The organism is Thalassospira australica (assembly GCF_000763295.1).
In the GTDB taxonomy this organism is placed as follows: Bacteria; Pseudomonadota; Alphaproteobacteria; order Rhodospirillales; family Thalassospiraceae; genus Thalassospira; species Thalassospira australica.
Genome location: NZ_JRJE01000020.1, coordinates 266,825 through 290,673, shown reverse-complemented (window position 1 = coordinate 290,673; position 23,849 = coordinate 266,825). Strand labels below are relative to the sequence as shown.

Below are 23,849 nucleotides of genomic sequence, written 5' to 3'. Positions count from 1 at the left end.
CAAAAGGCCCTGGGTGTTTCCCTTGGCGATGGTGGGCAGTCGGTGGATCTGAATTAGTGTTGCCGGGTCTTAAGCAGCCACTGGCTTGGTGTTTCGCCGGTAATGCGCAAAAATTCGCGATTGAAGTTGGACTTGGTGTTAAATCCGCTTGCCAGCATGGCGGTGGTGACGGTTTCGCCTTTGGCAAGTTCGCCGCACGCATGGTCAACCCGGAACTTGTTGATGTAACGCGAAACATTTTCACCCGTGACGGCGTTGATGGCTGTTGAGACCTGTTTTAACGGATAGCCAAGCCGCCGGGCCAGACGGGCCAGGGTCAAATCCGCATCAAGATATAATTGCCGCTCTACGACCAGTGTCTCAAGTTCAGCCATGATCGTTTGTACCGGAATGTTACTTTGGGCAGGGCTGGGGGCAGGGCTGGGGGCAGGGCTGGTGTCGCTGGTTTCTGCGGCGGGCGTTCCAGAATTTTCAGGCCGTCGCATCGCAATGTCGGGTGACAGGGCGAGAAACCCGATCGTCAAAAGCGCAAGTGACGAGAACACGCTCAGGATAATGCCCGGCGCATCGGGAAGACCATAATTGAGCGTTGCCGTGATCAGGGCGTCACTGATGGCCGAAATGATCAGCGCAACGGCAATTACCCGCCAGATCAGGGCCGGAACATGTCCCGCGCCAAGCGGTGTATTGGCAAGGTCATCGCCCTGACGATGCAAGGCAAGCAAGATCGCACTTCCATATCCGGCAAAGATTCCCGCCAACAGGGGGTCAATCAATACAGGCGCGAGTGTCACCACAACAGCCATGATCACGGGCACGCCAAAATGGATACAATCCATGCGCCGGAAGTGTGCACGAATGCTGCTGTCAAGAAAGGCAACCCATGTCAGGGCCGGGATGATCGCCGCGGTGATTGGCTGGATCATGCGAAGTTCGCTCATCCCGTAATAGTGCACCAGTGAAACCAGCAAACTTTGCACCGCACATGTCAGCAGCAGGGCCGCGAGCATTCCGGGCATTCGATCCGAGATCACTGCGCGCACAAACACGAAACCCAGCAACAGTGCAACAATCATCGGGACGGGTAATGCGATCATGTCGGGTGGGTTCCTGTGGTTGCCGGATGTTTTCTGGTGACATGGCAGGTTCAAAAACCGGTTTTGCACGTCCTTAAACCGGTTCGAGGACGCCACATCGCAAAAACAGCAGCAATTTCAATCTGGTTAACCCTAAAACAAGGATTGAAATCATGAAACACGTAACTTCTGCGATGATCGTTGCCCTTGGCCTTTTCGCAAGTCTCGTGCCGGTATCGGCACATGCAGGTGACAACGCCCCCAAACAATGGGCCGGATATGACCGGTTTGATGTCAGTGCCGCGCATCGTTCTAGACCGCTTGCCGCATCGATCTGGTATCCGGCGGGCACGCATATTTATCGCGCACCAGTGGGCAAAAGTGCGATTTGGCAAAGTGTCGATGCCTATATCGGTGCGGCAATTGCGCCGGGTAAATACCCGCTGGTCTTGCTGTCGCATGGTTCGGGGGGGAACATGGATGGCATTGGGTGGCTGTCATCGGCGCTGGCCTTGCGCGGGGCAATTGTGCTTGCTGTTAATCATCCCGGAACCACATCGGGGGATTCATCACCGCGCCGCACCGTGCAACTTGGCGTGCGGGCGATGGACATCACCGCCACCCTCGATCAGGTCCTTTCGAACCCGGAATTTGCACCTTACATCGATACGGATCGCATTTCGGCAGTTGGCTTTTCGCTTGGCGGAACAACGGTTCTCAACCTTGCGGGGGTGCAGTTTGATCGCGATGCCTATGGCGATTATTGCGCGGAATTTCAGGATAATGCCCAGGATTGTGCATTCCTTGCCAAAGGTGGGGTCCGTTTGGATCATTTGCCCGATGATTTTGAAACAACCCATTCTGATCCGCGGATTTCAAGTATTGTCGCAATCGAACCCGGCATGACTGATGCGGTGAAATCCGAAAGCCTTGATGGGATTGATGAAGATATCCTGTTTATCCGTCTTGGTCGCGAACACGGCTGGCGTGCTGCCGATGTTGGCCCCAATGGAAGCAATATCCTCGCACGGCTTGGCAATGCCCAACTGGCAGTTTTTTCGCCAGCCAATCATCTGACATTTCTGGCGGAATGTGTTCCCGGTGCAGCAGAACTTTTGGCGCAAATGGATGATGACCCGATTTGCTCGGACCCAGAAGGCACAGATCGTGGCAAAATCCATCAGGATATCATTGATGAAATTGTCCGGTTTCTGTCGCTGGCTGGATAAAGTGACGACCAAAACCCTATCTGGCCGTCGTGCCCCAAAATAGTCACGATCGGCCAGAATGGGCAGAAAACAAAGGCTTCTGCCCACCCTGTTTCTATCAGAACAGCAAGTTGTCAAACTTTTTGCGGAACAACTTTCGGTTTCTTCCGTTTGACTTGGTGTGACGAACTTCACCGTCGAGAAAACTGGAGAATGAATATGTCGAACATGATGAAAAAGATTTTCGCGATTCTGATGATTTCGGGCATGGGTCTTGGCCTTGCTGCCTGTGAGACCGCCGAAGGCTTTGGCGAAGATGTCGAGGACGCTGGCGAAGCCATTCAGGAAGAATCTAACTAAGCATATTCTGCTCTGAACGACGCCTGCTGTTGATGTGATCGGCAATTGGCTGCGCGACGCGATACCTACTTCCTCCCCAATGGGTATCTGTCGATTTGTGCGCCCCCGGCTGACAGGCCAAAAAGCCTGTCAGCCGGGCCGATCCAGACACCGTCTATGAATGCAAAAGACCGGAAAAACAATCCGGGACACGAGCAATATCTTCTAGGAGATGAGAAATGATTGGTTGGGCAATTTTCTGTCTTGTGCTGGCCTTGATCGCCGCCGTTCTTGGGTTTGGTGGTCTTGCGGGCACGTTCGTTGGCATCGCGAAAATACTGTTCTTTGTTTTTCTGGTGCTTTTCGTTGTTTCGCTGCTGGTCAATGCCTTTCGCGGACGTCGCCCCCCGGTGTAATGCGACGCAATAGAGGCCGGAGCATGACACGTTCACCGCTCCGATCACTTAATCCGATTATCTAAAAGGGCGCCGTTTGGCGTCCTTTTTTCTGTAAAATGGGGTTTCAATCACGTTGCCGGGCAAGGGGGATAACAGTTGCGCCGCTGTTCACCACAGGTCAAAATACGGTCCCAAATAGCGGGTAATATGCCCGAAAGTCTGACGTCAACGGAGCATCCAGGAACTATGGAAACGATTATCAAACGTTTTGTCGCTGTCATGATGGTTGTTGGTTTTGGCTTGACCCTTGGCGCATGCGAAACCGCAGAAGGGTTTGGGCGTGACATGGAAAACCTTGGCAAAACGATCCAGGACAGTGCAAACGACTAGTCCGGGCGTGACCCTTCAGACAGATCGTCTCGAACTTGCGGCCTCAACGCAGGCAGATATCCCCGAACTTTATGCCTTTTTGGGGGATCGCAACGCCATGCGGTTTACCCATTGTGATGAAAGCTTTGCCGCCTGTCGCAAGCGCGTTCTGGTCCATGAGTGGTTCAGACGCCGCGACGGTTTCGCGCCTTGGGTGGTTCGGGTGCGCGGCACGGGTGATATCATCGGCTGGGGCGGGCTTTATACCGATCCGTTCGATCCCGGTTGGGGGCCGGAACTTGGATATTACTTTGCGCCCGTCGCATGGGGGCAGGGATTTGGCCATGAATTGGCTGCGTTTGCACTTGCATACGCACGTGATAACACCGCGATCAGGCAACTGACGGCATTTGCCCATCCCCAAAACGTACCATCCGGGAAATTATTGCTGCGGCTTGGGTTTGAACCGACCGGGTTTGTCGAAGCAATGAACCGAAACCGATTCACCTTTTTGCTTTGACCGGTTTGGAATCTCTCGCAGGCCAAAGCCATGAGGGCGTCATCTGATCGTCTAATTTCGGAAAACTTGCGGCAAATATCGCGGACTTCTTTCGCCTGACTGGACAGCGCAGGGCCGAGCCGCTAAATAGGGCAGTCCGTCCGCCAATGAGGCGGATGCTATTGTTCCGCGTTTTCCGGGTTGGAGAGATATGCAGACCGTCAACGATATCCGCACCACATTTCTGGAGTTCTTCCGCAAGAACGGCCATGAAACCGTTTCCTCCAGCCCGCTGGTGCCGCGCAATGACCCTACCCTGATGTTCACCAATGCCGGGATGGTTCAGTTCAAGAACGTTTTCACCGGTCAGGAACAGCGTGACTATTCCCGTGCAGCGACCTCGCAGAAATGCGTGCGCGCCGGGGGCAAACATAATGACCTTGAAAATGTCGGGCGTACCGCACGTCACCACACCTTCTTTGAAATGCTCGGTAACTTCTCGTTTGGCGATTACTTCAAGGAAGACGCGATTGAATTTGCCTGGAACCTGATCACCAAGGAATACGGTCTTCCAGCCGACAAGCTTCTGGTGACGGTCTATCACACCGACGACGAAGCACATGGTCTTTGGAAAAAGATCGCCGGTCTTTCCGATGACCGTATCATCCGTATCCCGACCTCGGACAATTTCTGGTCGATGGGCGATACCGGTCCGTGTGGTCCGTGCTCGGAAATCTTCTTTGACCATGGCGACCATATCTGGGGTGGCCCTCCGGGCAGCCCGGAAGAAGACGGCGACCGGTTCATTGAAATCTGGAACCTCGTCTTCATGCAGTACGAGCAATTGGCAAACGGCGAACGCGTTGACCTGCCCAAGCCATCCATTGATACCGGCATGGGTCTGGAACGTATTGCCGCTGTCCTGCAGGGCAAGCACGACAACTATGACATCGATTTGATGCGCGCGCTGATCGAAGCATCAGCAGACGCCACCAATTCAGACCCCGATGGCCCGCATAATGTGTCGCACCGCGTGGTTGCCGATCATCTGCGCTCGACCAGCTTCCTGATTGCCGATGGCGTACTGCCGTCCAATGCCGGTCGTGGCAATGTTCTGCGCCGTATCATGCGCCGCGCAATGCGCCACCTGCATATGATCGGAACGCAGGACCCGGTGATGTATGAACTTGTCCCGTCGCTGGTGCGCAAAATGGGCGGTGCCTTCCCGGAACTGGTTCGTGCGCAGGCCCTGATCGAAGAAACGCTTAAGCTTGAAGAGCAAGGCTTTAAAACCATGCTTGATCGCGGGCTTAAGATGCTTGATGACGCGACCGGTGACATGGAAGAAGGCGCGACCCTTTCGGGCGATGTCGCATTCAAGCTTTATGATACCTATGGCTTCCCGCTTGATCTGACGGCTGATGCGCTCAAAGAACGCAAAATCGGCATTGATGAAGACGGTTTCACCACGGCCATGGAAGAACAGAAAGCCAAGGCACGCGCGGCCTGGTCCGGTTCAGGCGAAGCCGCGACCGAGGAAGTCTGGTTTGACATCAACGACCGTGATGGCGCGACCGAATTCCTCGGCTATGAAACCGAAACGGCCGAAGGTGTTGTAACCGCGCTCATCAAGGACGGTGCCGAAGTCAAATCGGCATCAAAGGGTGACGAAGTTGCCGTTATCGCCAACCAGACCACCTTCTTTGGGGAGTCCGGTGGTCAGCAGGGCGATGCCGGTGTGATCAAAACCGAAAACGGCGCGATCATTGAAATCACCGATACCCAGAAAAAACTGGGGGCGTTGCATGTTCATCTTGGCAAGATCGCCGAGGGCGAGGTTAAGGTTGGCGATGCTGCGGAATTTCGCGTGGACCATACCCGTCGTTCATCCCTGCGCGCCAACCATTCGGCAACCCACCTTTTGCATGCGGTTCTGCGCAAGCATCTTGGTGATCACGTGACCCAGAAGGGCTCGTTGGTTGCGTCTGATCGCCTGCGTTTTGATATCTCGCACCCCAAGGCTGTGACAGCCGAGGAAGCCGCAGTGATCGAAGCAGACGTCAACAGCCTGATCCGCGAAAACAGCGAAGTCACCACCCGTCTGATGACCCCGGACGAGGCGATCGAGCTGGGCGCGATGGCGCTGTTTGGCGAAAAATACGGCGATGAAGTCCGCGTTGTTTCCATGGGCAAGCCAGTCGCCAACGAACATGCCTATTCGCTTGAGCTTTGCGGCGGGACGCATGTCAAACGCACCGGTGATATCGGCATGTTCAAAATCGTGTCCGAAGGGGCGGTTTCAAGCGGTGTGCGCCGTATCGAGGCATTGACCGGTGCCGATGCCGCGAAATATATGTCGGCACGCGAAAATGTTCTGACCTCGGTTGCTGCAGACCTGAAAGCCGTTCCCGAAGACATCCCCGCCCGCGTCAAGGCGCTGCAGGAAGAACGTCGCCGTCTCGAACGCGAAGTTTCCGATCTGCGCAAGAAGCTGGCAACGGCTGGTTCGGGCGCTGCATCGGGCGGCGATGCCTTCAAGGAAGTCAATGGCGTCAAAATGGCGCTGCGTTCGCTTGACGGTATTCCGGCCAAGGAACTTAAGGGCATGGTCGATGAGCTCCGCGATCAGATGGGATCAGGCATCGTGGCACTTGTTTCCGGTGATGGTGGCAAAGCCTCCATCGTTGTTGGCCTGACCGAAGACCTCAAGGACACATACAGCGCGGTTGACCTTGTCCGCATCGGTGTTGAAAAACTCGGTGGCAAGGGCGGCGGTGGCCGTCCGGACATGGCACAGGGCGGCGGTTCCGATCCGTCGCAGGCTGATGCGGCATTGGCCGCGATCGAGGCACATATCGCCGGATAAGCGATCACCAGCCAAAAGTCTGATGAATTAAAAGGGCCCCAACCGGGGCCCTTTTTGCTTTGCAAGTCTGGAATATATCCTCGCTTGAAATGTATCTTTGGGTTGCATGTTAGGTGCGGCGAGATATAACCTTTGGTTGTGGTAAAAGGGGGGTAAAAATGAAGCCGGATTATTTATCGCAAGGTGAAGCTGCTCGTCTGTTTCCTGTACTCGCTACTACTTCCAAAGAGGGAAGAACGACTGCCATTGTCCTCAGTTGCCTGACCAGCATATATGAGTTCGGGCAAAGTCTTTTGAAGTCTGTCAATCTGCGCGTTGGTAAAACGGCGTCGGTTGAGGCCTTTACAGAGATCGTTTTCGCTGGCGATAAGGCCGCGTCAAAAGATAGGCCTGATGGTTTATTGATTGTGCGGACCGGCAAGCGTGAATGGCGTGCTCTTATCGAGACAAAGGTGGGGTCAAACTTGCTTGATGACGATCAAGTGGATCGATATCGCAACTTGGCGAAACTGCATGGCTTGGATTGTGTAATAACAATTTCCAATCAATTCACAACTCGGCCAGAAAACCACCCGTTACACTCGGTCAGGAAAAGTCGTTCAAAAATTCCGGTCTACCATTGGTCCTGGATGTTTATTCTTACGACAGCAGACCTCTTGATCAGCAATGAACAGATTGCCGATCCCGATCAGCTTTATCTACTAAATGAGTTAAAGCGTTTTTTGACCCATGAAAGCACCGGGATCAAAGGCTTCGATCGAATGCCGCCGGAGTGGACTGAGTTAAACAAGCTGGTGTCTGCATCAGAGGCGATTCCGGCCAAATCTGAAGCGGCGCTCGCAGTTCTCGAAGCTTGGCACCAAGAAACTCGCGACCTTTCCTTGATTTTGACCCGCAAAACCGAGGCTTTGGTGCGAGAAAAGCTACATCGAAAGCATCTGGATGACCCCAATTTGAGACTTAAGGAAGAATTCGCAAGTCTGAGAGAAACAAAGCGCCTTGGCGCTACTCTGATTGTTCCGGATGCAGCGTCTCCGGTGGAGATTTATGCGAACCTGATGACACGCACTATCTCGGTTGAGATGTTCCTGAGAGCACCAGAGGACAAAAAATCTACGAAGGCGCGAGTCAACTGGTTGCTTAGACAGTTGAAAACAGTAAAAACCCCGGACATTCATATTCGGTTGATGTGGCCTGGAAGTAGTGAGCCCACCCTGTATCCGTTAGACGATCTTCGGGAAGACGTAGCTATTTCCGAAACGGGTAAAGAGGGAATGCAAGTCCTTGGGTTCCATATCCTTCTGTCACGGAGACTCGGTGCCAAATTCACCCAGCAGACCAACTTCATTGCGCTGCTAGAACAGATTGTTCCTGAATTTTATCAAGAGGTTGGCCAGAACCTAGTCGCTTGGAGAAAGTCTCCTCCGAAGATTAAGTCTAAGCGCGATGGTTCAAGTGATGTGAGTGTCGATGCACTTGAAGAAGAAGCCGAAGAGATGGCCTTGGATAGCTAGGCGTTCAAAGATCTGATGGATTTAAGGGGCCCGGTTGGGGCCCTTTTCTTTTGTCTGAGGATTGATGATCAGGCGAGCGGCAACAGGATATCCGTGATCGCCTCATGCTCGGCAACATCGGGGTAAAATGCGATCCGCTGGAAAACCAACGGGAAGTCACCTGGCGTTTCGCCGCTTTGCGGCAGCCAGTCGCGATAGAGTGCAAGCGCGCTGTCGCCAAGTGTCTGATCACTGCCGATATGACGCAGCTTGGCATAGCGCCCGGCTGGCAAGGTTATGCGGGTCAGTCCCGTTTCGCGGTCTTGATCTGTCAGGTTTTGGTTGGTGGCAACAGCAAGACCCATGCGAAACGCATCTGGCGGGGTGTCTTCGGGATTGCACCAGAGAATATTGAAGGTCGCATGTTTTGACGGGTGCAAATGATGGATCTTGCGCCAGGCAATGAAACGCTGAATGGTTTCGCCAATCCGGCCAGGCGGGCCGATATGGTCCATGCAGGCTGTTCGGGTTTCCGGAAAATCGATGATTGTGATCGTGCTGGTTGCGTCAATGGGCATGGTATCTCTCCGAACCCGCTTAAGTTTTTCATATGGGGTTTGCCATCCATCCCAATCGGGATGCCTGCGAAAGTCGGACGGGCTTTGAGCATGCAGTTTGCGAAAGGCGCGCGAAAAGGATTCCGCATTTTCGAACCCGGCATCAAAGGCGATGTCCGTGATCGACGTACTTTTACGAAACAACAGGCTGTGCGCCGCACGGCGCATCCGGACCAGGCGGACATATCGGGTTGCGGTAATGTCAAACAGGGCGGCGAACTGGCGATGGAAATGAAACGGTGAATAACCCGCAATTCCGGCCAGTTCCGCCAAGTCCAACGGATTGTTCGGGTTGGCATCAATATGGGCGATGACACGGGAAAATCGGGCTAGCAGGGGATCTTGCGGGCGGTTGGTCATTGGCATCGCTTTCGGGCGGGCGTGGGGCTGATTTGATGGCATGACTGTGCCCGCTATTGGAAAGGATTGCCTGACCATTCTTGCGGTTGATGCGTTTTTCGCATTCAGGATTTTGGTTCAGGGTCCTGATGATGCAAAACGCGGGTGGCGGCGCTAACCACGGCTTCGCGGTCATTTTCTTCGGGGATGTTGCGTTTGGCGGTGCTTGCGATCATGCGGGCATGGGCGCGCAAGGCATCACGCTGGGTTTCGGATTGTGCCTGACGCATCAGGCTTTCAAGAACTTCTGCCATCGGCAAGAGAACGTCGGGCTTTGTAGCGGCCGCCTGTCTGATCTGATCATAGGCCGCCCCAAGCATTCCTTCGAAGTCTGACAGCAGTGCTTTTAACCGGACTTCATGCTGATCATCATGCCAGATGCCAACCGGGTAGCCGAATTGCATGGCATGCGGAAGGGCACGGCCAAGGCGATAAACCGCAGCAATCGCAGTAAACGGGTCATTGATGCCCGGTGACAGGGCGCGCAAGGCGACCTCGACCAGCTGGCGCAGGGCGAACTCGACATCAAGCATCGCGGTTCGATGCGATCCGATCATGATCGCCTCAAGGATATCTGCATGGCATTGGTCGATATTATTGCCAGAGCCACCTTTTTCAAGCGGATCTATCTGCCCGATGATATCGCCTGCCAACACATGCTGCCCGGCCCGGACGACCAGCGAGACGCGGGTGTCGGTCTTTGCCGCAACCTCGCATATCTTTTCATAATCAATGCCTTGCACATAGCCCGATGCGCTGATGGAGATGGCCTGATCTTTGGAGATGCCTTGCGGGTCGGGCAGGGCGGTTTGGGCCTTTTGGGCAGCCTTGATCGGATCGGCAAGGGTTGCGCAAACTGATTGAATGGTTTCTTCAAGGTTTTTGCCGATCCGCTGAATGACCTCGTCCGCGACGATGGATCGGCCAAGATGATGGACAAACAGAATCAGGACAAAAACGCTGATGACGAACAGCGCGATCCCCAGGGCCGTAGAAAGATTTGGGATCATTGCGGTTTTGGGGGTGCTTCCCATCATCACAAGGGACGTGATCAGAAACAGAATGCTGCCGACAAAAATACCAAGCGCATTCTGGGTTTTGCTGTCGCCCATAAAATTTCGGATCATGCGCGGACCAAGGGACCCGGCCGCAAGGGTCAGCACCACCATCGTGATCGACAGGGCAAAGGTCGTCATGGTGACAAGCGTCGCGAGCAAGGTTTGAAGCAGGCTTCGAACTGTTTCGATGTCGCCAAAGCCCGGCAGGATATCGTGCAAGGCATCTTGTGGAAGGGTCATGGCCCCGATGGCAACAGTAGCCCCGCCCAATGCAAACAGCAACGGCGATACCCAAAGGCTGTAGGCCAGAAATTCCCAGATGCGGATCAGGCGTTGAACCATGATGCAAAACCCCTTTCGGGCCAAATAGTGTTGCGCGATCCGGATCGGGAAAACGCACGGACATCATATAATTAAACGCCGATCATGGCATCTGGTTCCTGCCCGGCTTGGTTGAGCGGCAGGACCGTCAGTGAAAAGCCAACAGATCAGGTCAAATATCGATCTCTTCGATGGCGGCCTTGGCGATCAGGACCTCGGCTTCGGGGGTGTTTTTACGGGCATTGTCGGGCCGTTTCGCAAGATCATTGGCAAGGGCGCGGATATCTTCGATGTCATCCATTTCGCCACTGACTACCATCACGCGGTTCCAGATCGCGTCATGATCCATCCCGCCCATGACGGTCAGGGCAATGGCGCGGTTCAGGGTTGCCTGCGGGTGAGTGGCATCTTGAGAAAGGATTTGTTCAAACGCCTCGAATGCTGCGATCAGATGGCCTTCACGCAGATTGATGACACCAAGATCGTTGGATGCGCTCAGCGATGACGGGTTGATGCGAAGCAGTTGTTCGACCGCACGCCGTTCGCTTTCGAAATCCTCATGGGTGCGATGGCATTTGGCGATCAGGCGATGGATGGTTTCCGACCCCGGATTGTGATGGGCTGCCGATTGAAGGGCCGAAAGTGCGGCATCATGACGTTCAAGCGCAATCAATGCCTGACCACGCAGGGTCAGGAAGTCCGGATTGGTTGGCGTGCTACGGAGCAGGATATCAACATGGTTCAGGGCGCTACGTGCATCGCCATTTTGCAGCAGGGCGCGTGCAATGTGATGCAGGCATTCTTCGTGGCCCCCATCAGATTGCAGCACCGTGCGGTATTCGCCAAGTGCTTCGACAATCGAACCTTTTTCGTGAAGGGCCCGTGCCAAACCAAAGCGTGCGGCAAGATTATCCATATCTTCGCCAAGTGCCTGACGCAGCATGTTAATGGCTGCGTCAAACTGTCGCCTTTTCAAGGCTGCAAGCCCCATGTCGGAAAAGGACATTGCATTCATAGGTGGTCTCCCAATCCATACTGGGTCTGTTGTTCAGGCCCTAGATTTATCGATTAACGATGGGATTATAATGCCGCCGGAAATCATTACCAGCCCTGTTTCATATGGGGCAGCGATGTGCTGGGGCACGCTATGCCAAGGCACAAAAAAGTCCCCTTTCAAAAGGGGACTTTTACAGTGATCAGTTAATCAAGAAATTCACTTGCGATCCTTTGATGGTTTTCGCGTGACCATGCGATCACATTGTCGAGGTTCTTTTGCCATCGCGGATTGTTGAACAGTTCCTTCGTCACCGAGGTGTCTTTCGGTGTGTAGTCAGGAATTGCGACGGGAACTGGTTCGCGAAAATCGAAGCCGTATTCCGCAATCATAAGTTTGTTGCGACGCACTACTCGATGAACAGAGAACAACATGCTGTCGGGACGTTCAATCCCATGCGATATGAAATAGTTATGCGCTTGAAGATATACGCCCTCTTGCTCGCCATCGGGCCACATGGACCAATTGTCGATAAAGAAGCAAAGCTGTTTGCCCATATGCTGATCGGCAATTTCTTCAAAATAGATATCTCTGTCGTCAGGGGTGCAGTGGGAAGATGAGTAGAATGAAAAGCCCAGCGGCGTTTCCAATGCGGTCATCACAAAAACCAGACCGTTCAGATTGCCGTCATCTTCAATGCGCGCAAGTGCCGTGTGGCCAAATGACTGATAGTGATTGTTGTGCGAGATAGACGTTCCAACAATTGTCCAGTCACCCGGTGGTAAAAGGATGTCTCCCTGAGGGACGACAATTTTGCCCGATACCATTTGTCCAACAGAAAAATCTTGTTCGAATTGTGTGGCTGCGGTCACGCAACCAGCAAGCATCGCTAATGCGACAAGAGCGACGATGTTTTTGATCATTGAGTGTCCCTTTCCTCACGTCTGATACAATTCTTAAGTATCTGAAAGGAAAAGGTAAACTATTCGAAATTGGGGGATTTCGCGCAAACGGATAGTTTTTTTGTGCCAGATGTATCGGGTGATCCGCGCAAAAGATTCCGGGCACCATCTTTGACAGTACCCGGACCCGGGATCTAAAAATCAAAGCTTGTGGATCATCTTGATTTCCATGAAGTCCTCAAGCCCAAACAGGCCGCCTTCGCGTCCGTTGCCCGATTGTTTGTAACCGCCAAACGGGCTGCCTGCGCGGGGGGACGATCCATTCAGCAGTACCATTCCCGCTTTGAGCTTGCGCGCAACACGGTTGGCTTTTTCGGGGTCTGGGGTCTGGACGTAGGCGGCAAGACCATAGGGCGTGTCGTTGGCGATTTTGATGGCTTCTTCTTCGGTGTCGAACGGGATGATCGAAACCACCGGGCCAAAGATTTCCTCTCGGGCGATGCGCATCGTGTTGTTCACATCGGCAAAGATGGTCGGTTTGACAAAATAGCCTTCATTGGTCCCATCGGGCTTTCCTGTGCCACCGGCAAGAAGGGTTGCACCTTCGTCGATGCCCGCCTGAATAAGGGTTTGCACACGGTCATACTGAATGTGGCTGACCAGCGGGCCGATGTGATCGCCGTCCTTGGTCGGGTCGCCGACCGATGCATTTTCACCAACGCGTTTGGCGATTTTAAGCGCATCGTCATAGATCGAACGCTGCACCAGCATACGGGTTGGCGCATCGCAGGTCTGGCCGGAATTGTTGAAGACGGCATTCACGCTCCAGGCAATGCGATCTTCGACATCGACATCATCAAAAACGATGTTGGGGGATTTTCCGCCCAGCTCAAGTGTTACGCGTTTGATGTTTTCCGAGGCATCCTTGGTAATCGCCTTGCCCGCACGGGTTGATCCGGTAAAGGACATCATGGTGATGTCGGGATGACACGACAGGGTTGAACCGGCAACCGGCCCTGCACCCTGAACAAGGTTAAACGCACCGGCCGGGAAGCCTGCCTCATCGATCATTTCGGCATAAAGCATGGCATTGAGCGGGGTGAATTCAGACGGTTTCAGCACACAGGTACATCCCGTGGCAAGCGCCGGAATAACTTTGAGCACGATCTGGTTGATCGGCCAGTTCCACGGCGTGATCAGGCCGCACACCCCAATGGGTTCGCGCAGAAGAAGTTCGCCGTTATAAAGCGTTTCTTCGACCTGGAGCTTTTTGAGCGCGACGATGAAATCTTCAAGGTGGTCGACACCCGCAGCGGCCTGCTGTTCATGGGACATGGTCGTCGGCGCGCCCAGTTCCGCAGTGATGGTATCTGCAACTTCCTTATAGCGGCGCGTATAGATCGAAAGCAGATTTCCAAGCCATTCAAGGCGCTGCTCAATGCTGGTCTGGCTGTAATTTTCAAAGGCACGCTTGGCGCAGACAACCGCAAGATCGACGTCCTCTTCGCAGGCCAGCGTGATTTGCGTGATGACCTCTTCAGTGGCCGGGTTGATGACATCCATCTTTTCCGAAGAAATCGGATCAACCCATTTTCCGTTGATGTAAAATTTGCCTGCGTTATCCATGGGAAAGCTTCCTGAGCGTTTGGGGTGTCGGGCTGGAACGTGTTTATCGGGAAGTGGTGGTGCGTAATTCAGGTCCGCTTTTCCAGCCAGTTCTTTATAATTTCGCGGTGGCGGTGGCCGTCGTAACTGGCAAAATGCCCGCCATGCACGATCCGAACCGGCAAATCATAAAGCCGTTCCATGGACCGCACATAGTCGGCTGCATTTGCATGATAGGTGTCTTCAATCAAGGGGCCGTCATACACGATATCGCCGGAAAACAGGATGCCGGTCGCCTTTTCCCAAAGTGCGATACCGCCGGGCGAATGGCCCGGTGTGTGAATAACTTCAAAATGGCGATCACCCAAATCAATCACATCACCATCTTCGACAATGCGCGTGGCCGGTGCGGCCTTTACCGCATAGGTGGTCGATGAGTACGGAAGCGGGGGAAGTTTTGTAAAAATCTCGTCGGTGACATAGGGATCGGCCAGCGTGTTTTTGCGGGTCGGCGCAGCCAAAAGGTCGGCTTCGCAACGATGGCAAACACGGTGTTCGAATTCGTGATGGCAACCGATGTGATCAAAATGGGTGTGACTGGCAACCGCCTGCACCGCCCGTTCGGTGACAAGGGGCACCCAATCGGTCAGGGACACAACACCCATGCCGCTATCAATCAGCATATCGCCATCGCGCCCGCGCACATGCCAGATGTTGCAACGGTAAAATTCTTCGATAAACGGCTCGCCGATATAGGTAACGTCATCACCCACGGTTTTTATGCTGTACCAGTCTTCGGGTTTGGCATGTTCCATCGTCATTACACGGTACTCCCGACAGGTGTATTGGCGGGATGGTCGGGCAGGACAACGACCGTGGTTGGATCAAGGGTCAGTTCCACCCATGCGCCCGGCTCGATCACAGCCGATTGAGGCATATGTGCGGTGATGGTCATGTTCGGATAATCAAGCGGGCTTAAATGCGCGCGGTGATGCGTGCCAAAGAATGACCCGTCTTCGACCTTGGCTTTGCCCAGTGTGATGCGCGGACCGGCCCCCGTGCTCGCACGGAAATGTTCCGGGCGAATGGCAAGGGTGACAGACGTGCCCTGTTTGAAGGGGGCGTCATCAGACGGGGGGATATCGACCGTGCCCAGGGCGGTCTTGATGGTCAGGGCGGTGTCGGATTTTGCCTCCAGCGTGCCGGGGATGAAGTTGACTTCCCCCATGAAGCTCGCCGAAAACAGCGATTTGGGCTGCATATAGATGTTTTCCGGGCTGCCGACATCTTCGATTTTGCCGGCATTCATCACCACAATCCGGTCCGCAATCGCCATGGCTTCTTCCTGATCGTGGGTGACATGAACGAATGTGGTGCCGACGCGTTTTTGAATGGCTTTAAGCTCGTCCTGCATTTGGCGGCGCAGTTTCAGATCAAGCGCCCCAAGCGGCTCATCAAGCAACAAAACGTCGGGTTCAACCGCAAGCGCACGGGCAAGAGCAACACGCTGGCGCTGACCGCCAGACAATTCATGTGGTTTCTTGTGGGCTGATGTCTTGAGCCCGACCATATCGAGAAGTTCTTCGGCCTTGGCATGGCGCTTGGCCTTGGCAACTTTGCGCATCTTAAGGCCAAAGGCGACATTGTCGCGGAGCGTCATATGCGGAAACAGGGCGTAATCCTGAAACATTGTCGTGGTCGGACGTTTGGCAGGGGCGACATCCGCCATATTGCGTCCGGCAATTTCAATGCTGCCGCTGGTTGGCGACAGGAAACCGCCCAAAAGCGATAAAAGGGTGGTTTTGCCACAGCCCGATGGCCCTAACAGGACAATGAATTCACCAGCCGAAATTTCAAGGCTGACGTCATCAAGGGCGGTGAAGGCGCCAAAGGTTTTGGTGGCGTTGCGAATGGAAACAGGGGCGGTCATTTCTTTGCCGTCCTTCTAAAGACAATCAATTCAAGGAGAAGCAGCAGCGCAACCGATACCAGGAAGACAACACTTCCGACCGCGTTGGTTTTCGGGTTGAGCCCCGAACGCAGCATGCTCCAGATTTCAACCGGCAGGGTGACGTCAAAACGCGACAGCAGAAACGCGATGATGAATTCATCCCAACTAAAGGTTACAGACAGGAAAAATGCCGCAAGGATTGATGGCATCAGCATCGGCGCGCTGATTTGCGTCATGACCTGCCATTCCGCCGCCCCAAGATCGCGGGCCGCACGTTCGATGTTCTTCTGGTGATCCCCCATCGAGGCATAGATAATCGCAAAACACAGTGGCAGATTGATCACCACATGACCTATCCCCACGGTCCAAAGCGACAGGGATACGCCAATCCAGTTAAATGTGGTCAACAGGCCAAGAGCAATGATGAGGTAACTCACTGTCATTGGTGCAATCAAAAGACCACGCTGCAAACGCGATGCAGGCAGGACAAACCGGGCAAGCCCGTATGCGGCACAAAAGCCAAGCACACAGGCAACCGATGCCGACCCGATGGCGACCATCAATGAATTGCCAAGGGCAGACATCAGGCGACTGTCGGCAAAAACCTCGCCATACCATTTAAGGGTCGCGCCGTTAAATGGCGGCACGGGCAGGCGGCCATCCTGAAATGAAAACAGCACAAGTACTGCGACGGGCAAAAAGATAAAGCCATACAGCGCGATCAGATAGGACCAGGACAGCAGCTTGGAAATGCGTGAAGAGATCATTTTATGTTCTCTCCATCCTAAGCCAGCGTGCACAGGCAATATAGGCCAGTGTCACAACCCCCATCAGAATGATCGAAAGGGTGGCGGCCATCGGGAAGTCGGCCCGGCGGCCGAGTTGCAACATGATGACCTGTGGCAGGGCCAGTTCGTTGTTGCCGCCAAGGATCTGGGGCGTGATGTAATCGCCAATGCACAGAACGAATGTCAGGAACGCACCGACCATGATTCCCGGCAATGTTAGCGGTAACACAACATGCCAGAAGACCTGAAAACCGTTGGCCCCAAGGTCGGCTGCAGCCCGGCGATAGTTGGGCGGCATCTGCACCAGATTGGCATAAATCGTGAGCGTTAGTAGCATGACAAAGAAATGCACGAACCCGATGACGGTGGCCGAACGTGTGCTGGCAAGTTCAAGTGGCTCGGAAATCACACCAAGATAGACCAGGCTGTTGTTGATCACCCCGTTTTGCGCCAGAACCAAAAGCCAAGAGTAGGACCGCACCACATAACTTGTCCAGAACGGCAGGATCGCCATGATAAGCGCCATGCGCTGCCATTTCTGCGGGACCCGTTCGGCAATGATCCATGCCAGCGGATAGGCAAGGATCACTGAAATAAGGGTGACGGTAAAGGTGATCTCAAGCGAGACAAAAAGCCCTTTAAGCAAATGGGCCTTTTCAAAAAATTCAATGTAATTGTCGAAATTCCACGCCATGACGATCTCGCGCCCCTTGCGGGTCGCAAGGCTGATCGCTGCCATGACAATGAAGGGAATGACGAAAAACGCGATCGTCCACAACAGGGCCGGGGTCACAAACCCCCATGCGCGGCGATTTTCGCGTGTTTCAAGGCTGGCATGCGCCATCGCGGTGTCCTTTTCGCAATCAAAAAATCCTGATTGCGGATCTTTTATAACTTTGAAGGTATGGCTCGCCGTTACGCGAGCTTAGCAGAACCAATGCCCCGCAAAAAGCGGGGCATTGGCAGGTGGCAGCAAACAAGGGAATGCTTACTGCTGGAGCATCTCGACCCAGGCATCCTGCATCTCGGCATCGAGATCGGCATCCGGGATCGGATAAAGCTGCGAGTTTTTGAGGTAACCGGCCTGATCATCCCAGCGAAGCGCTGCTTTCTGGGCATCGGTCAGGTTTTCGCCTGCCTTGGCGTTGGCGGGCATCCCCCAATAACACGACGAGGTTGCCAGACGGGCCTGACCTTCGGGGCTCATGATGTATTGCACGAACTTCAATGCAAGATCAGGCTTTTCGGAGTCCTTCATAACGGCAATCGACTGAGCCCAGCGCAGGCCGCCCTGTTTGGGGATGACCCAATCAAGGTTCGGTTTGTCTTCCGACAGAACCGCCGTGATCCATTCACCGCCACCAACAAGGATATCGACCTCACCTGTGGCAAGTGCGGTCTGTGAAGACACAACCTCACCCACCTGTTTGGAGGCCTTCTTCATTGCAAACAGCTTTTCCTTGATTGCGTCCATATCGTCCGCGTCAAGATCGGCTGTATCAATGCCAAGACCCAGTCCAACCAGGCCAATGACCGGCAGGTAATAATCATAAACTGCAATCCGCCCGGCATATTTGTCCGACCAGATCACGGACATGTCTTCCATGTCTTTCGGATCGACTTTGGTTTTGTCGAACGAAATGGTGTTGTAGCCAAACTTTTCGGTGACGGCATATGTCTTGCCATCGACCACGTTGTTTTCGGGCATCACGACGTCGGAAAAGAGATCGGATGTCGGCAGGGCATCGGCCGGAATTTCGGCCAGAAGATCCATTTCAACTGCGCGATGGACATCAACGCCATCAATCACAAACACATCCCAATCGCCCGGACGGGATTGTTCAATGATCGAAAGGCCCGCACCCGTGCCTTCATATTCCTTGAGATTGACTTTGACGTCGTATTTTTCCTCGAACGGCGCGATCAAGGCCGGATCGGTATGGTCACACCAGACAAGTGCATTGAGTTCTTCGGTGGCGTGTGCGCTTTGCGCCATGGCAACCGCGCCCAGAATAAAGGTCGCAGCACTGCCAAGAAACTTATTGCGGGTCTTCCCCGTAGAGACGTGACGAAACATTGGCTCTCCCTGATTTCATATTGAGGCCTCCCTTGTTATTGGGTTTTCGATGCTCGTTCCGGCACCTTTGAAAAAATATTGAACCCGTTCATTTTTTGAGTCAATGTAAATTTTGAACCCGTTCATTTTTCCGGAGTGACAATGTCAGGATTGCGCGCCCAAAAGAAAGCCGACAAGAATCGCCGTATTCTTGAGGCGGCAACGACCCTGTTTCGTCAGGTCGGCTATGACAGTGCGCGCATCGAAGACATTGCCGAAATGGCGGGTGTATCGGTCGGAACGTTTTATAATTACTATAAAAACAAGGGCGATATGCTAATGGCCACGGTCTCGATGGAGGTCGAGGAAGTGCTTGCTGCAGGCGATGAATTGATTGGTCGCGAACTCGATAATGTGAGCGACGCATTATCGGAATTGATCGGCAAATATTATGATCATTCGCTGACATATCTATCCAAAGAAATGTGGCGTACCGCGATGTCACTTTCAATCGGGCAGCCCGAAACGCCGTTCTCGAAACGCTATACCGCCCTTGATCATCGTCTGTCCAAGCAGGTTTGCGATCTGTTCCGGTCTTTGCAATCACGTGGCATCGTGCGAAAGGATGTGGATTGCGACGCGACGGGTGAACTTGTTTTTAACAACGTGAACATGATGTTCATCGAGTTTGTCAAAGACGAGGAAATGGACGAGGCAGACCTCAAAGCCGAAGTCGAACGTCAGTGCGTACCTCTCATCAAATTGATGTCGCAGGTTTAGGCGAATTTGTTGCCATGTAAACGCATCTAAGGTTGCGCGCAATGCGTGTGTTTTGCTAGGTTTGGCCCACTTTCACATGGTGGACGCTGGCATAGGGTGTAGGCATGAGATCACAGGCAGATACGTACTTCGCAAACAGTGAAAACTGGCGTAATGAACAGCTTCATCTTCGTCAAATCTTGCAGGAATGCGGGCTGGACGAAGGTTTCAAATGGGGCAAGCCGTGCTATTCTCATCAAAGCAAAAACGTCGCGATCATACAGGGTATGAAAAACTTCCTTGCACTGATGTTTTTCAAGGGGGCGCTGCTTAAGAATCCTGACGGTATCCTTGTCCCGCCTGGGCCAAACTCAAATGCCGGGCGTCAGATCAGGTTTCACAGTGTCGACGATGTCATTGCTTTGGAAGCCAGTATCAAAGCCTTTGTCTGCGACGCCATCGAAATTGAAAAGGCCGGGCTTAAAGTCGAAAAGTCCGATGAAATTGAATTGCCTGACGAACTGATCGCACGGCTTGAACAGGATTACGAGCTTAAAGCAGCGTTTGACGCTCTGACACCTGGTCGACAGCGCGGATATAGCTTGTTTATCGCCGGTGCTAAACAAACGGCAACCCGCATGGCACGGATCGACAAACACCGCCCGAGAATCCTTCAAGGCAAAGGTATGCACGACCGGTAAAATATTGTTATCCGGTGTTTTATATCTGTGTTTGCCTTCGTTTGTGATTTGACGTGCGCATCGTCACAGACAGCCCTGTTGGGGAATGATAAATAACAACATTACCAAAATAACGTGCGATACCACCAATGATAAGGCTGGGCGCAGAATGGTTGGCAGATTGGGGTGAACATGGGCCAGATGGATGACCAGACGCAGGATGCGTTTGGCTTTGTCTCGGAAAATGAAACCGCCATTGATGTTGGTGAGCTTCGGCTTGCCGACGGTGAGTTGTTTGAGCTGCCCGGTGTGCGCGGTCGGCTGGAACGCATCGATTTTGGCAATGGTACTTGTTTGTATCGTGCCGAATTGAATGTGCGTGAAGATTCCCGATTTGACGTTCAAAACTCGCTTCCCGCCGGGTGGCTTGCCGGATCGGTGAACCTTATCGGAAGTCTTGATCTCAAGTGTCCAAGCGGGCGCGATCATAGCATGTCATCAGAGATCGGCTTGATGATGCGGATTGATCCTGTTGGCACGCGTTATTTACTGCCGGGCGGGCAATTGATCCGCCATGCGGGCGTGAGTATTGAACTTGATGCGCTCAAGGCCCGGTTTGGGGATGTTCTGCCCGACGTGCTTGATCGATTTTTATCGGACGACCCGGAAACGATCGAAATCAGGCCATTGCGGGTAAACAACAAAATCAGAAGCATCGTCAGCGCAATGTTTTCCGCACAGGTCATCGGGCAGGGCCGTCAATTCAAGCTTGAAGGTTTATCAACCCTGTTTCTCGCCGAGGTGATTGATGCTTATATTCAGCAGCATTCACAAGATGAAAATACGCCTGAACCAAGTGTGCTTGAACAGACAATTGTTCAGGATGCCATTGCAACGATCACACAACGTCTTGCCTCCCCGCTTTCGGTTGCCCAGTTAGCAGATGATGCTGACGTGACCGAAAGTCGTTTTAACAGCCTGTTTAAGCGCGAAACGGATAAAATCTGCGCCGAGTTCATTCGATCAGAACGCATGGTGCGCGCACGCGAAATGCTGGCAATCGGCGAAATGACGGTTAAACAGGTTGCCGCCGCCGTCGGGTTCAACCATGTAAGCAATTTTTCACGGTCCTATCGAGACTGGTTTGGCGAAAGTCCGGCACAGGCACTTAACCGCAAAAGCAATTGATTGACCAATTGAAGTCCCGGAAACCAAATGACACAGGTGCAGAACCGCGTGCCCAAATATGCAGGTTTGATCCCTTGCTCAAATCCCTTCAACGCCCTAGGTTAACGCAAACGTTAACCTCTATTGCAGGGCGAAAATGAAGTTTAAAGGCACGGAAAATTACGTTGCAACCGAAGACCTGATGGTCGCCGTCAATGCCGCGATCACGTTGCAAAGGCCGCTTTTGGTCAAGGGCGAACCGGGCACCGGTAAAACCGTTCTGGCCGAAGAAATCGCCAAATCACTTGGCAAGAAACTGATTACCTGGTCGATCAAATCCACCACACGCGCCCAGCAGGGGCTTTATGAATATGATGCGGTGTCGCGCCTGCGTGATAGCCAATTGGGTGACGAACGTGTCCATGATATCGGCAACTACATCGTCAAGGGCAAGCTGTGGGAAGCCTTTGAGGCAGACGGCGAAGCGCCGGTGCTTCTTATTGACGAAATCGACAAGGCCGATATCGAGTTCCCCAATGACCTTTTGCAGGAACTCGATCGCATGGAGTTCTTTGTCTATGAGACACAGCAAACCGTCAAGGCGATCAACCGCCCGATTGTGATCATCACATCAAACAATGAAAAGGAACTGCCGGACGCCTTTCTGCGCCGGTGTTTCTTCCATTACATCCGCTTCCCGGATGCTGACACCATGGCCGAGATCATCGAGGTGCATTATCCCGGCATTCAAAAACGTCTGGTGGCCGAGGCACTCAACCTGTTTTACGACATGCGCGACGTGTCCGGCTTGAAGAAAAAGCCATCCACGTCCGAACTGCTGGACTGGCTGAAGCTTTTGATGGCCGAAGACCTGCCGCCCGAAGCATTGCGCGCAAAGGATGCCAAAACCGCTGTGCCGCCGATGCATGGTGCGTTGCTTAAAAACGAGCAGGACGTGCATCTGTTTGAACGGCTTGCCTTCATGGCCCGGCGCGAAGGGCGCTAGGTCCGATGTTCACCGGATTTTTCTATAAGCTTAAAGAGATCCGCGTTCCGGTGAGTTTGCGCGAATACCTGACATTGCTTGAGGCGGTGGAAAAGGGGCTGGCAAACTATTCGGTCGAGGATTTCTATTATCTGGCCCGCTCCGCGTTGGTAAAGGATGAACGCCATCTTGATAAATTTGATCGGGTGTTTTCCGAGCATTTCAAAGGCGTGATCGACCTGACCGAGGGGATGGATGAAGTTGAAAAAACCGAAATCCCCGAGGAATGGTTGCACAAGCTTGCCGAGAAATTCCTGAGCGACGAAGAAAAGGCCGAGATCGAAGCCCTTGGCGGCTGGGAAAAGCTTATGGAGACGCTTAAACAGCGTCTGGAAGAACAAAAAGGCCGCCATCAGGGGGGCAACAAATGGATCGGTACGGCGGGGACATCACCGTTCGGGGCCTATGGCTATAATCCCGAAGGGGTGCGGATCGGGCAAGATAAATCCCGTCATCGGCGCGCAGTAAAAGTCTGGGACAAGCGCGAATTCAAAAACCTTGATGACAGTGTTGAAATCGGCACGCGCAACATCAAGGTGGCGCTGCGTCGGTTGCGCAAATGGGCGCGTACCGGTGCGGCCGATGAACTTGATCTGCCCGGCACCATCACATCAACCGCCCGCCAAGGGTGGCTGGATGTGCAGATGCGGCCGGAACGTCATAACGCGGTCAAGGTCTTGATGCTGTTTGATGTTGGTGGATCAATGGATGATCACATCAAGGTTTGTGAGGAACTGTTTTCAGCGGTGAAAACCGAGTTCAAGCATCTTGAGTATTACTACTTCCACAATTGTCCCTATGAAGGGCTTTGGAAGGATAATGCGCGGCGCTGGAACGAACAGGTGTCGACATGGGATGTGATCAATACCTATGGCGCGGATTACAAGCTGGTGATTGTCGGTGATGCGACCATGAGCCCCTATGAAATCACCTATCCCGGTGGGGCAGTGGAATACTGGAATGCCGAAGCGGGCGCTGTGTGGATGCAGCGTTTACTTGATCATTTCGACCATGCGGCATGGATCAATCCACAGCCGGAAAACTGGTGGCGGCATCATCAATCCATCCAGATCATGCACAAGCTGATGGCAGGGCGGATGTTCCCGCTTAGTCTTGACGGGCTTGATCGTATGACCGGGGAACTTAACCGCTAGGCCCGCGTTCATTTAATACGTAACAGTTTGATGAAGATTGCACGCAACGCGCGACCACGCGTTTCTGCGGCGTCAATCCGCGCCTATAGTCCTGATGTTTAAAGG

At 53.4% G+C, this 23,849-nt stretch carries 23 protein-coding genes; 12 read left to right on the top strand and 11 right to left on the bottom strand.

The features are described from left to right. Window positions 1–53 precede the first annotated feature (53 nt). A complete protein-coding gene (locus JF44_RS0110460) occupies window positions 54–1,097 on the bottom strand; it encodes a helix-turn-helix domain-containing protein (protein ID WP_033068886.1) in 1,044 nt (347 codons plus the stop codon). 152 nt (window positions 1,098–1,249) lie between these two features. On the opposite strand from JF44_RS0110460, the gene JF44_RS0110455 reads away from it, so the two are divergent. From JF44_RS0110455 to JF44_RS0110425, 7 genes are all read left to right on the top strand, one after another. Continuing rightward, window positions 1,250–2,305, top strand: a complete 1,056-nt coding sequence (locus tag JF44_RS0110455) for an alpha/beta hydrolase family protein (protein ID WP_033068885.1) — start codon at window positions 1,250–1,252, stop codon at window positions 2,303–2,305. 198 nt (window positions 2,306–2,503) lie between these two features. After that, window positions 2,504–2,644: an entericidin A/B family lipoprotein gene (locus JF44_RS0110450; RefSeq protein ID WP_033068985.1), complete on the top strand. Its 141-nt coding sequence runs from the start codon at window positions 2,504–2,506 to the stop codon at window positions 2,642–2,644. Window positions 2,645–2,862: 218 nt separating this feature from the next. Beyond that, on the top strand, window positions 2,863–3,039 hold the full coding sequence (locus JF44_RS20170; RefSeq protein WP_033068884.1) for a DUF1328 domain-containing protein: 177 nt from the start codon (window positions 2,863–2,865) through the stop codon (window positions 3,037–3,039). Window positions 3,040–3,267: 228 nt separating this feature from the next. Then, window positions 3,268–3,411: an entericidin A/B family lipoprotein gene (locus JF44_RS0110440; protein WP_033068883.1), complete on the top strand. Its 144-nt coding sequence runs from the start codon at window positions 3,268–3,270 to the stop codon at window positions 3,409–3,411. Further along, entirely contained in the window at window positions 3,398–3,910 is a 513-nt protein-coding gene (locus JF44_RS0110435) for a GNAT family N-acetyltransferase (protein WP_033068882.1), read from the top strand. The genes JF44_RS0110440 and JF44_RS0110435 overlap by 14 nt, the downstream gene beginning before the upstream one ends. A gap of 190 nt (window positions 3,911–4,100) precedes the next feature. Next, window positions 4,101–6,755 carry an alanine--tRNA ligase gene (gene alaS, locus JF44_RS0110430; RefSeq protein WP_033068881.1) on the top strand — a complete coding sequence of 885 codons (2,655 nt, stop codon included), beginning with the start codon at window positions 4,101–4,103 and terminating at the stop codon, window positions 6,753–6,755. 158 nt (window positions 6,756–6,913) lie between these two features. After that, on the top strand, window positions 6,914–8,269 hold the full coding sequence (locus JF44_RS0110425) for a hypothetical protein (protein WP_033068880.1): 1,356 nt from the start codon (window positions 6,914–6,916) through the stop codon (window positions 8,267–8,269). 68 nt (window positions 8,270–8,337) lie between these two features. Here JF44_RS0110425 and JF44_RS0110420 read toward each other — a convergent pair whose 3' ends face one another. From JF44_RS0110420 to JF44_RS0110375, 10 genes are all read right to left on the bottom strand, one after another. Then, window positions 8,338–9,267 (bottom strand): AraC family transcriptional regulator, encoded by a 930-nt coding sequence (locus JF44_RS0110420; protein ID WP_202901499.1) that lies wholly within the window; start codon window positions 9,265–9,267, stop codon window positions 8,338–8,340. A 62-nt stretch (window positions 9,268–9,329) separates the two neighbouring features. Next, window positions 9,330–10,664: a DUF2254 domain-containing protein gene (locus JF44_RS0110415; protein ID WP_033068879.1), complete on the bottom strand. Its 1,335-nt coding sequence runs from the start codon at window positions 10,662–10,664 to the stop codon at window positions 9,330–9,332. 151 nt (window positions 10,665–10,815) lie between these two features. Next, window positions 10,816–11,658 carry a tetratricopeptide repeat protein gene (locus JF44_RS0110410; protein WP_033068878.1) on the bottom strand — a complete coding sequence of 281 codons (843 nt, stop codon included), beginning with the start codon at window positions 11,656–11,658 and terminating at the stop codon, window positions 10,816–10,818. Window positions 11,659–11,843: 185 nt separating this feature from the next. Continuing rightward, window positions 11,844–12,560: a YajG family lipoprotein gene (locus JF44_RS0110405; RefSeq protein WP_033068877.1), complete on the bottom strand. Its 717-nt coding sequence runs from the start codon at window positions 12,558–12,560 to the stop codon at window positions 11,844–11,846. Window positions 12,561–12,740: 180 nt separating this feature from the next. Beyond that, window positions 12,741–14,165 carry an aldehyde dehydrogenase family protein gene (locus JF44_RS0110400; protein ID WP_033068876.1) on the bottom strand — a complete coding sequence of 475 codons (1,425 nt, stop codon included), beginning with the start codon at window positions 14,163–14,165 and terminating at the stop codon, window positions 12,741–12,743. Between the two features lie 68 nt (window positions 14,166–14,233). Further along, entirely contained in the window at window positions 14,234–14,965 is a 732-nt protein-coding gene (locus JF44_RS0110395; protein WP_156111654.1) for an MBL fold metallo-hydrolase, read from the bottom strand. Continuing rightward, window positions 14,965–16,074, bottom strand: a complete 1,110-nt coding sequence (locus JF44_RS20680) for an ABC transporter ATP-binding protein (RefSeq protein WP_033068875.1) — start codon at window positions 16,072–16,074, stop codon at window positions 14,965–14,967. Before JF44_RS20680 ends, JF44_RS0110395 begins: the two co-directional genes overlap by 1 nt. Further along, window positions 16,071–16,862, bottom strand: coding sequence for an ABC transporter permease (locus tag JF44_RS0110385; protein ID WP_033068874.1), 792 nt, complete (start codon window positions 16,860–16,862; stop codon window positions 16,071–16,073). The genes JF44_RS20680 and JF44_RS0110385 overlap by 4 nt, the downstream gene beginning before the upstream one ends. Window position 16,863: 1 nt before the next feature. Then, complete coding sequence (locus tag JF44_RS0110380; protein WP_033068873.1) at window positions 16,864–17,727, bottom strand: ABC transporter permease; 864 nt, start codon at window positions 17,725–17,727, stop codon at window positions 16,864–16,866. Between the two features lie 144 nt (window positions 17,728–17,871). Beyond that, window positions 17,872–18,960, bottom strand: coding sequence for an extracellular solute-binding protein (locus JF44_RS0110375; RefSeq protein WP_033068872.1), 1,089 nt, complete (start codon window positions 18,958–18,960; stop codon window positions 17,872–17,874). A gap of 141 nt (window positions 18,961–19,101) precedes the next feature. Here JF44_RS0110375 and JF44_RS0110370 point away from each other — a divergent pair, with 141 nt between their 5' ends. The 5 genes from JF44_RS0110370 (at window position 19,102) to JF44_RS0110350 (ending at window position 23,744) form a co-directional block, all read left to right on the top strand. After that, window positions 19,102–19,719, top strand: a complete 618-nt coding sequence (locus JF44_RS0110370; RefSeq protein ID WP_033068871.1) for a TetR/AcrR family transcriptional regulator — start codon at window positions 19,102–19,104, stop codon at window positions 19,717–19,719. Window positions 19,720–19,823: 104 nt separating this feature from the next. Then, window positions 19,824–20,399, top strand: coding sequence for a YdeI/OmpD-associated family protein (locus tag JF44_RS0110365; RefSeq protein WP_033068870.1), 576 nt, complete (start codon window positions 19,824–19,826; stop codon window positions 20,397–20,399). Window positions 20,400–20,570: 171 nt separating this feature from the next. Continuing rightward, a complete protein-coding gene (locus JF44_RS0110360) occupies window positions 20,571–21,566 on the top strand; it encodes a helix-turn-helix transcriptional regulator (RefSeq protein WP_033068869.1) in 996 nt (331 codons plus the stop codon). Window positions 21,567–21,702: 136 nt separating this feature from the next. Next, window positions 21,703–22,551, top strand: coding sequence for an AAA family ATPase (locus JF44_RS0110355; protein ID WP_033068868.1), 849 nt, complete (start codon window positions 21,703–21,705; stop codon window positions 22,549–22,551). A gap of 5 nt (window positions 22,552–22,556) precedes the next feature. Next, entirely contained in the window at window positions 22,557–23,744 is a 1,188-nt protein-coding gene (locus tag JF44_RS0110350; protein WP_033068867.1) for a vWA domain-containing protein, read from the top strand. Window positions 23,745–23,849 lie beyond the last annotated feature (105 nt).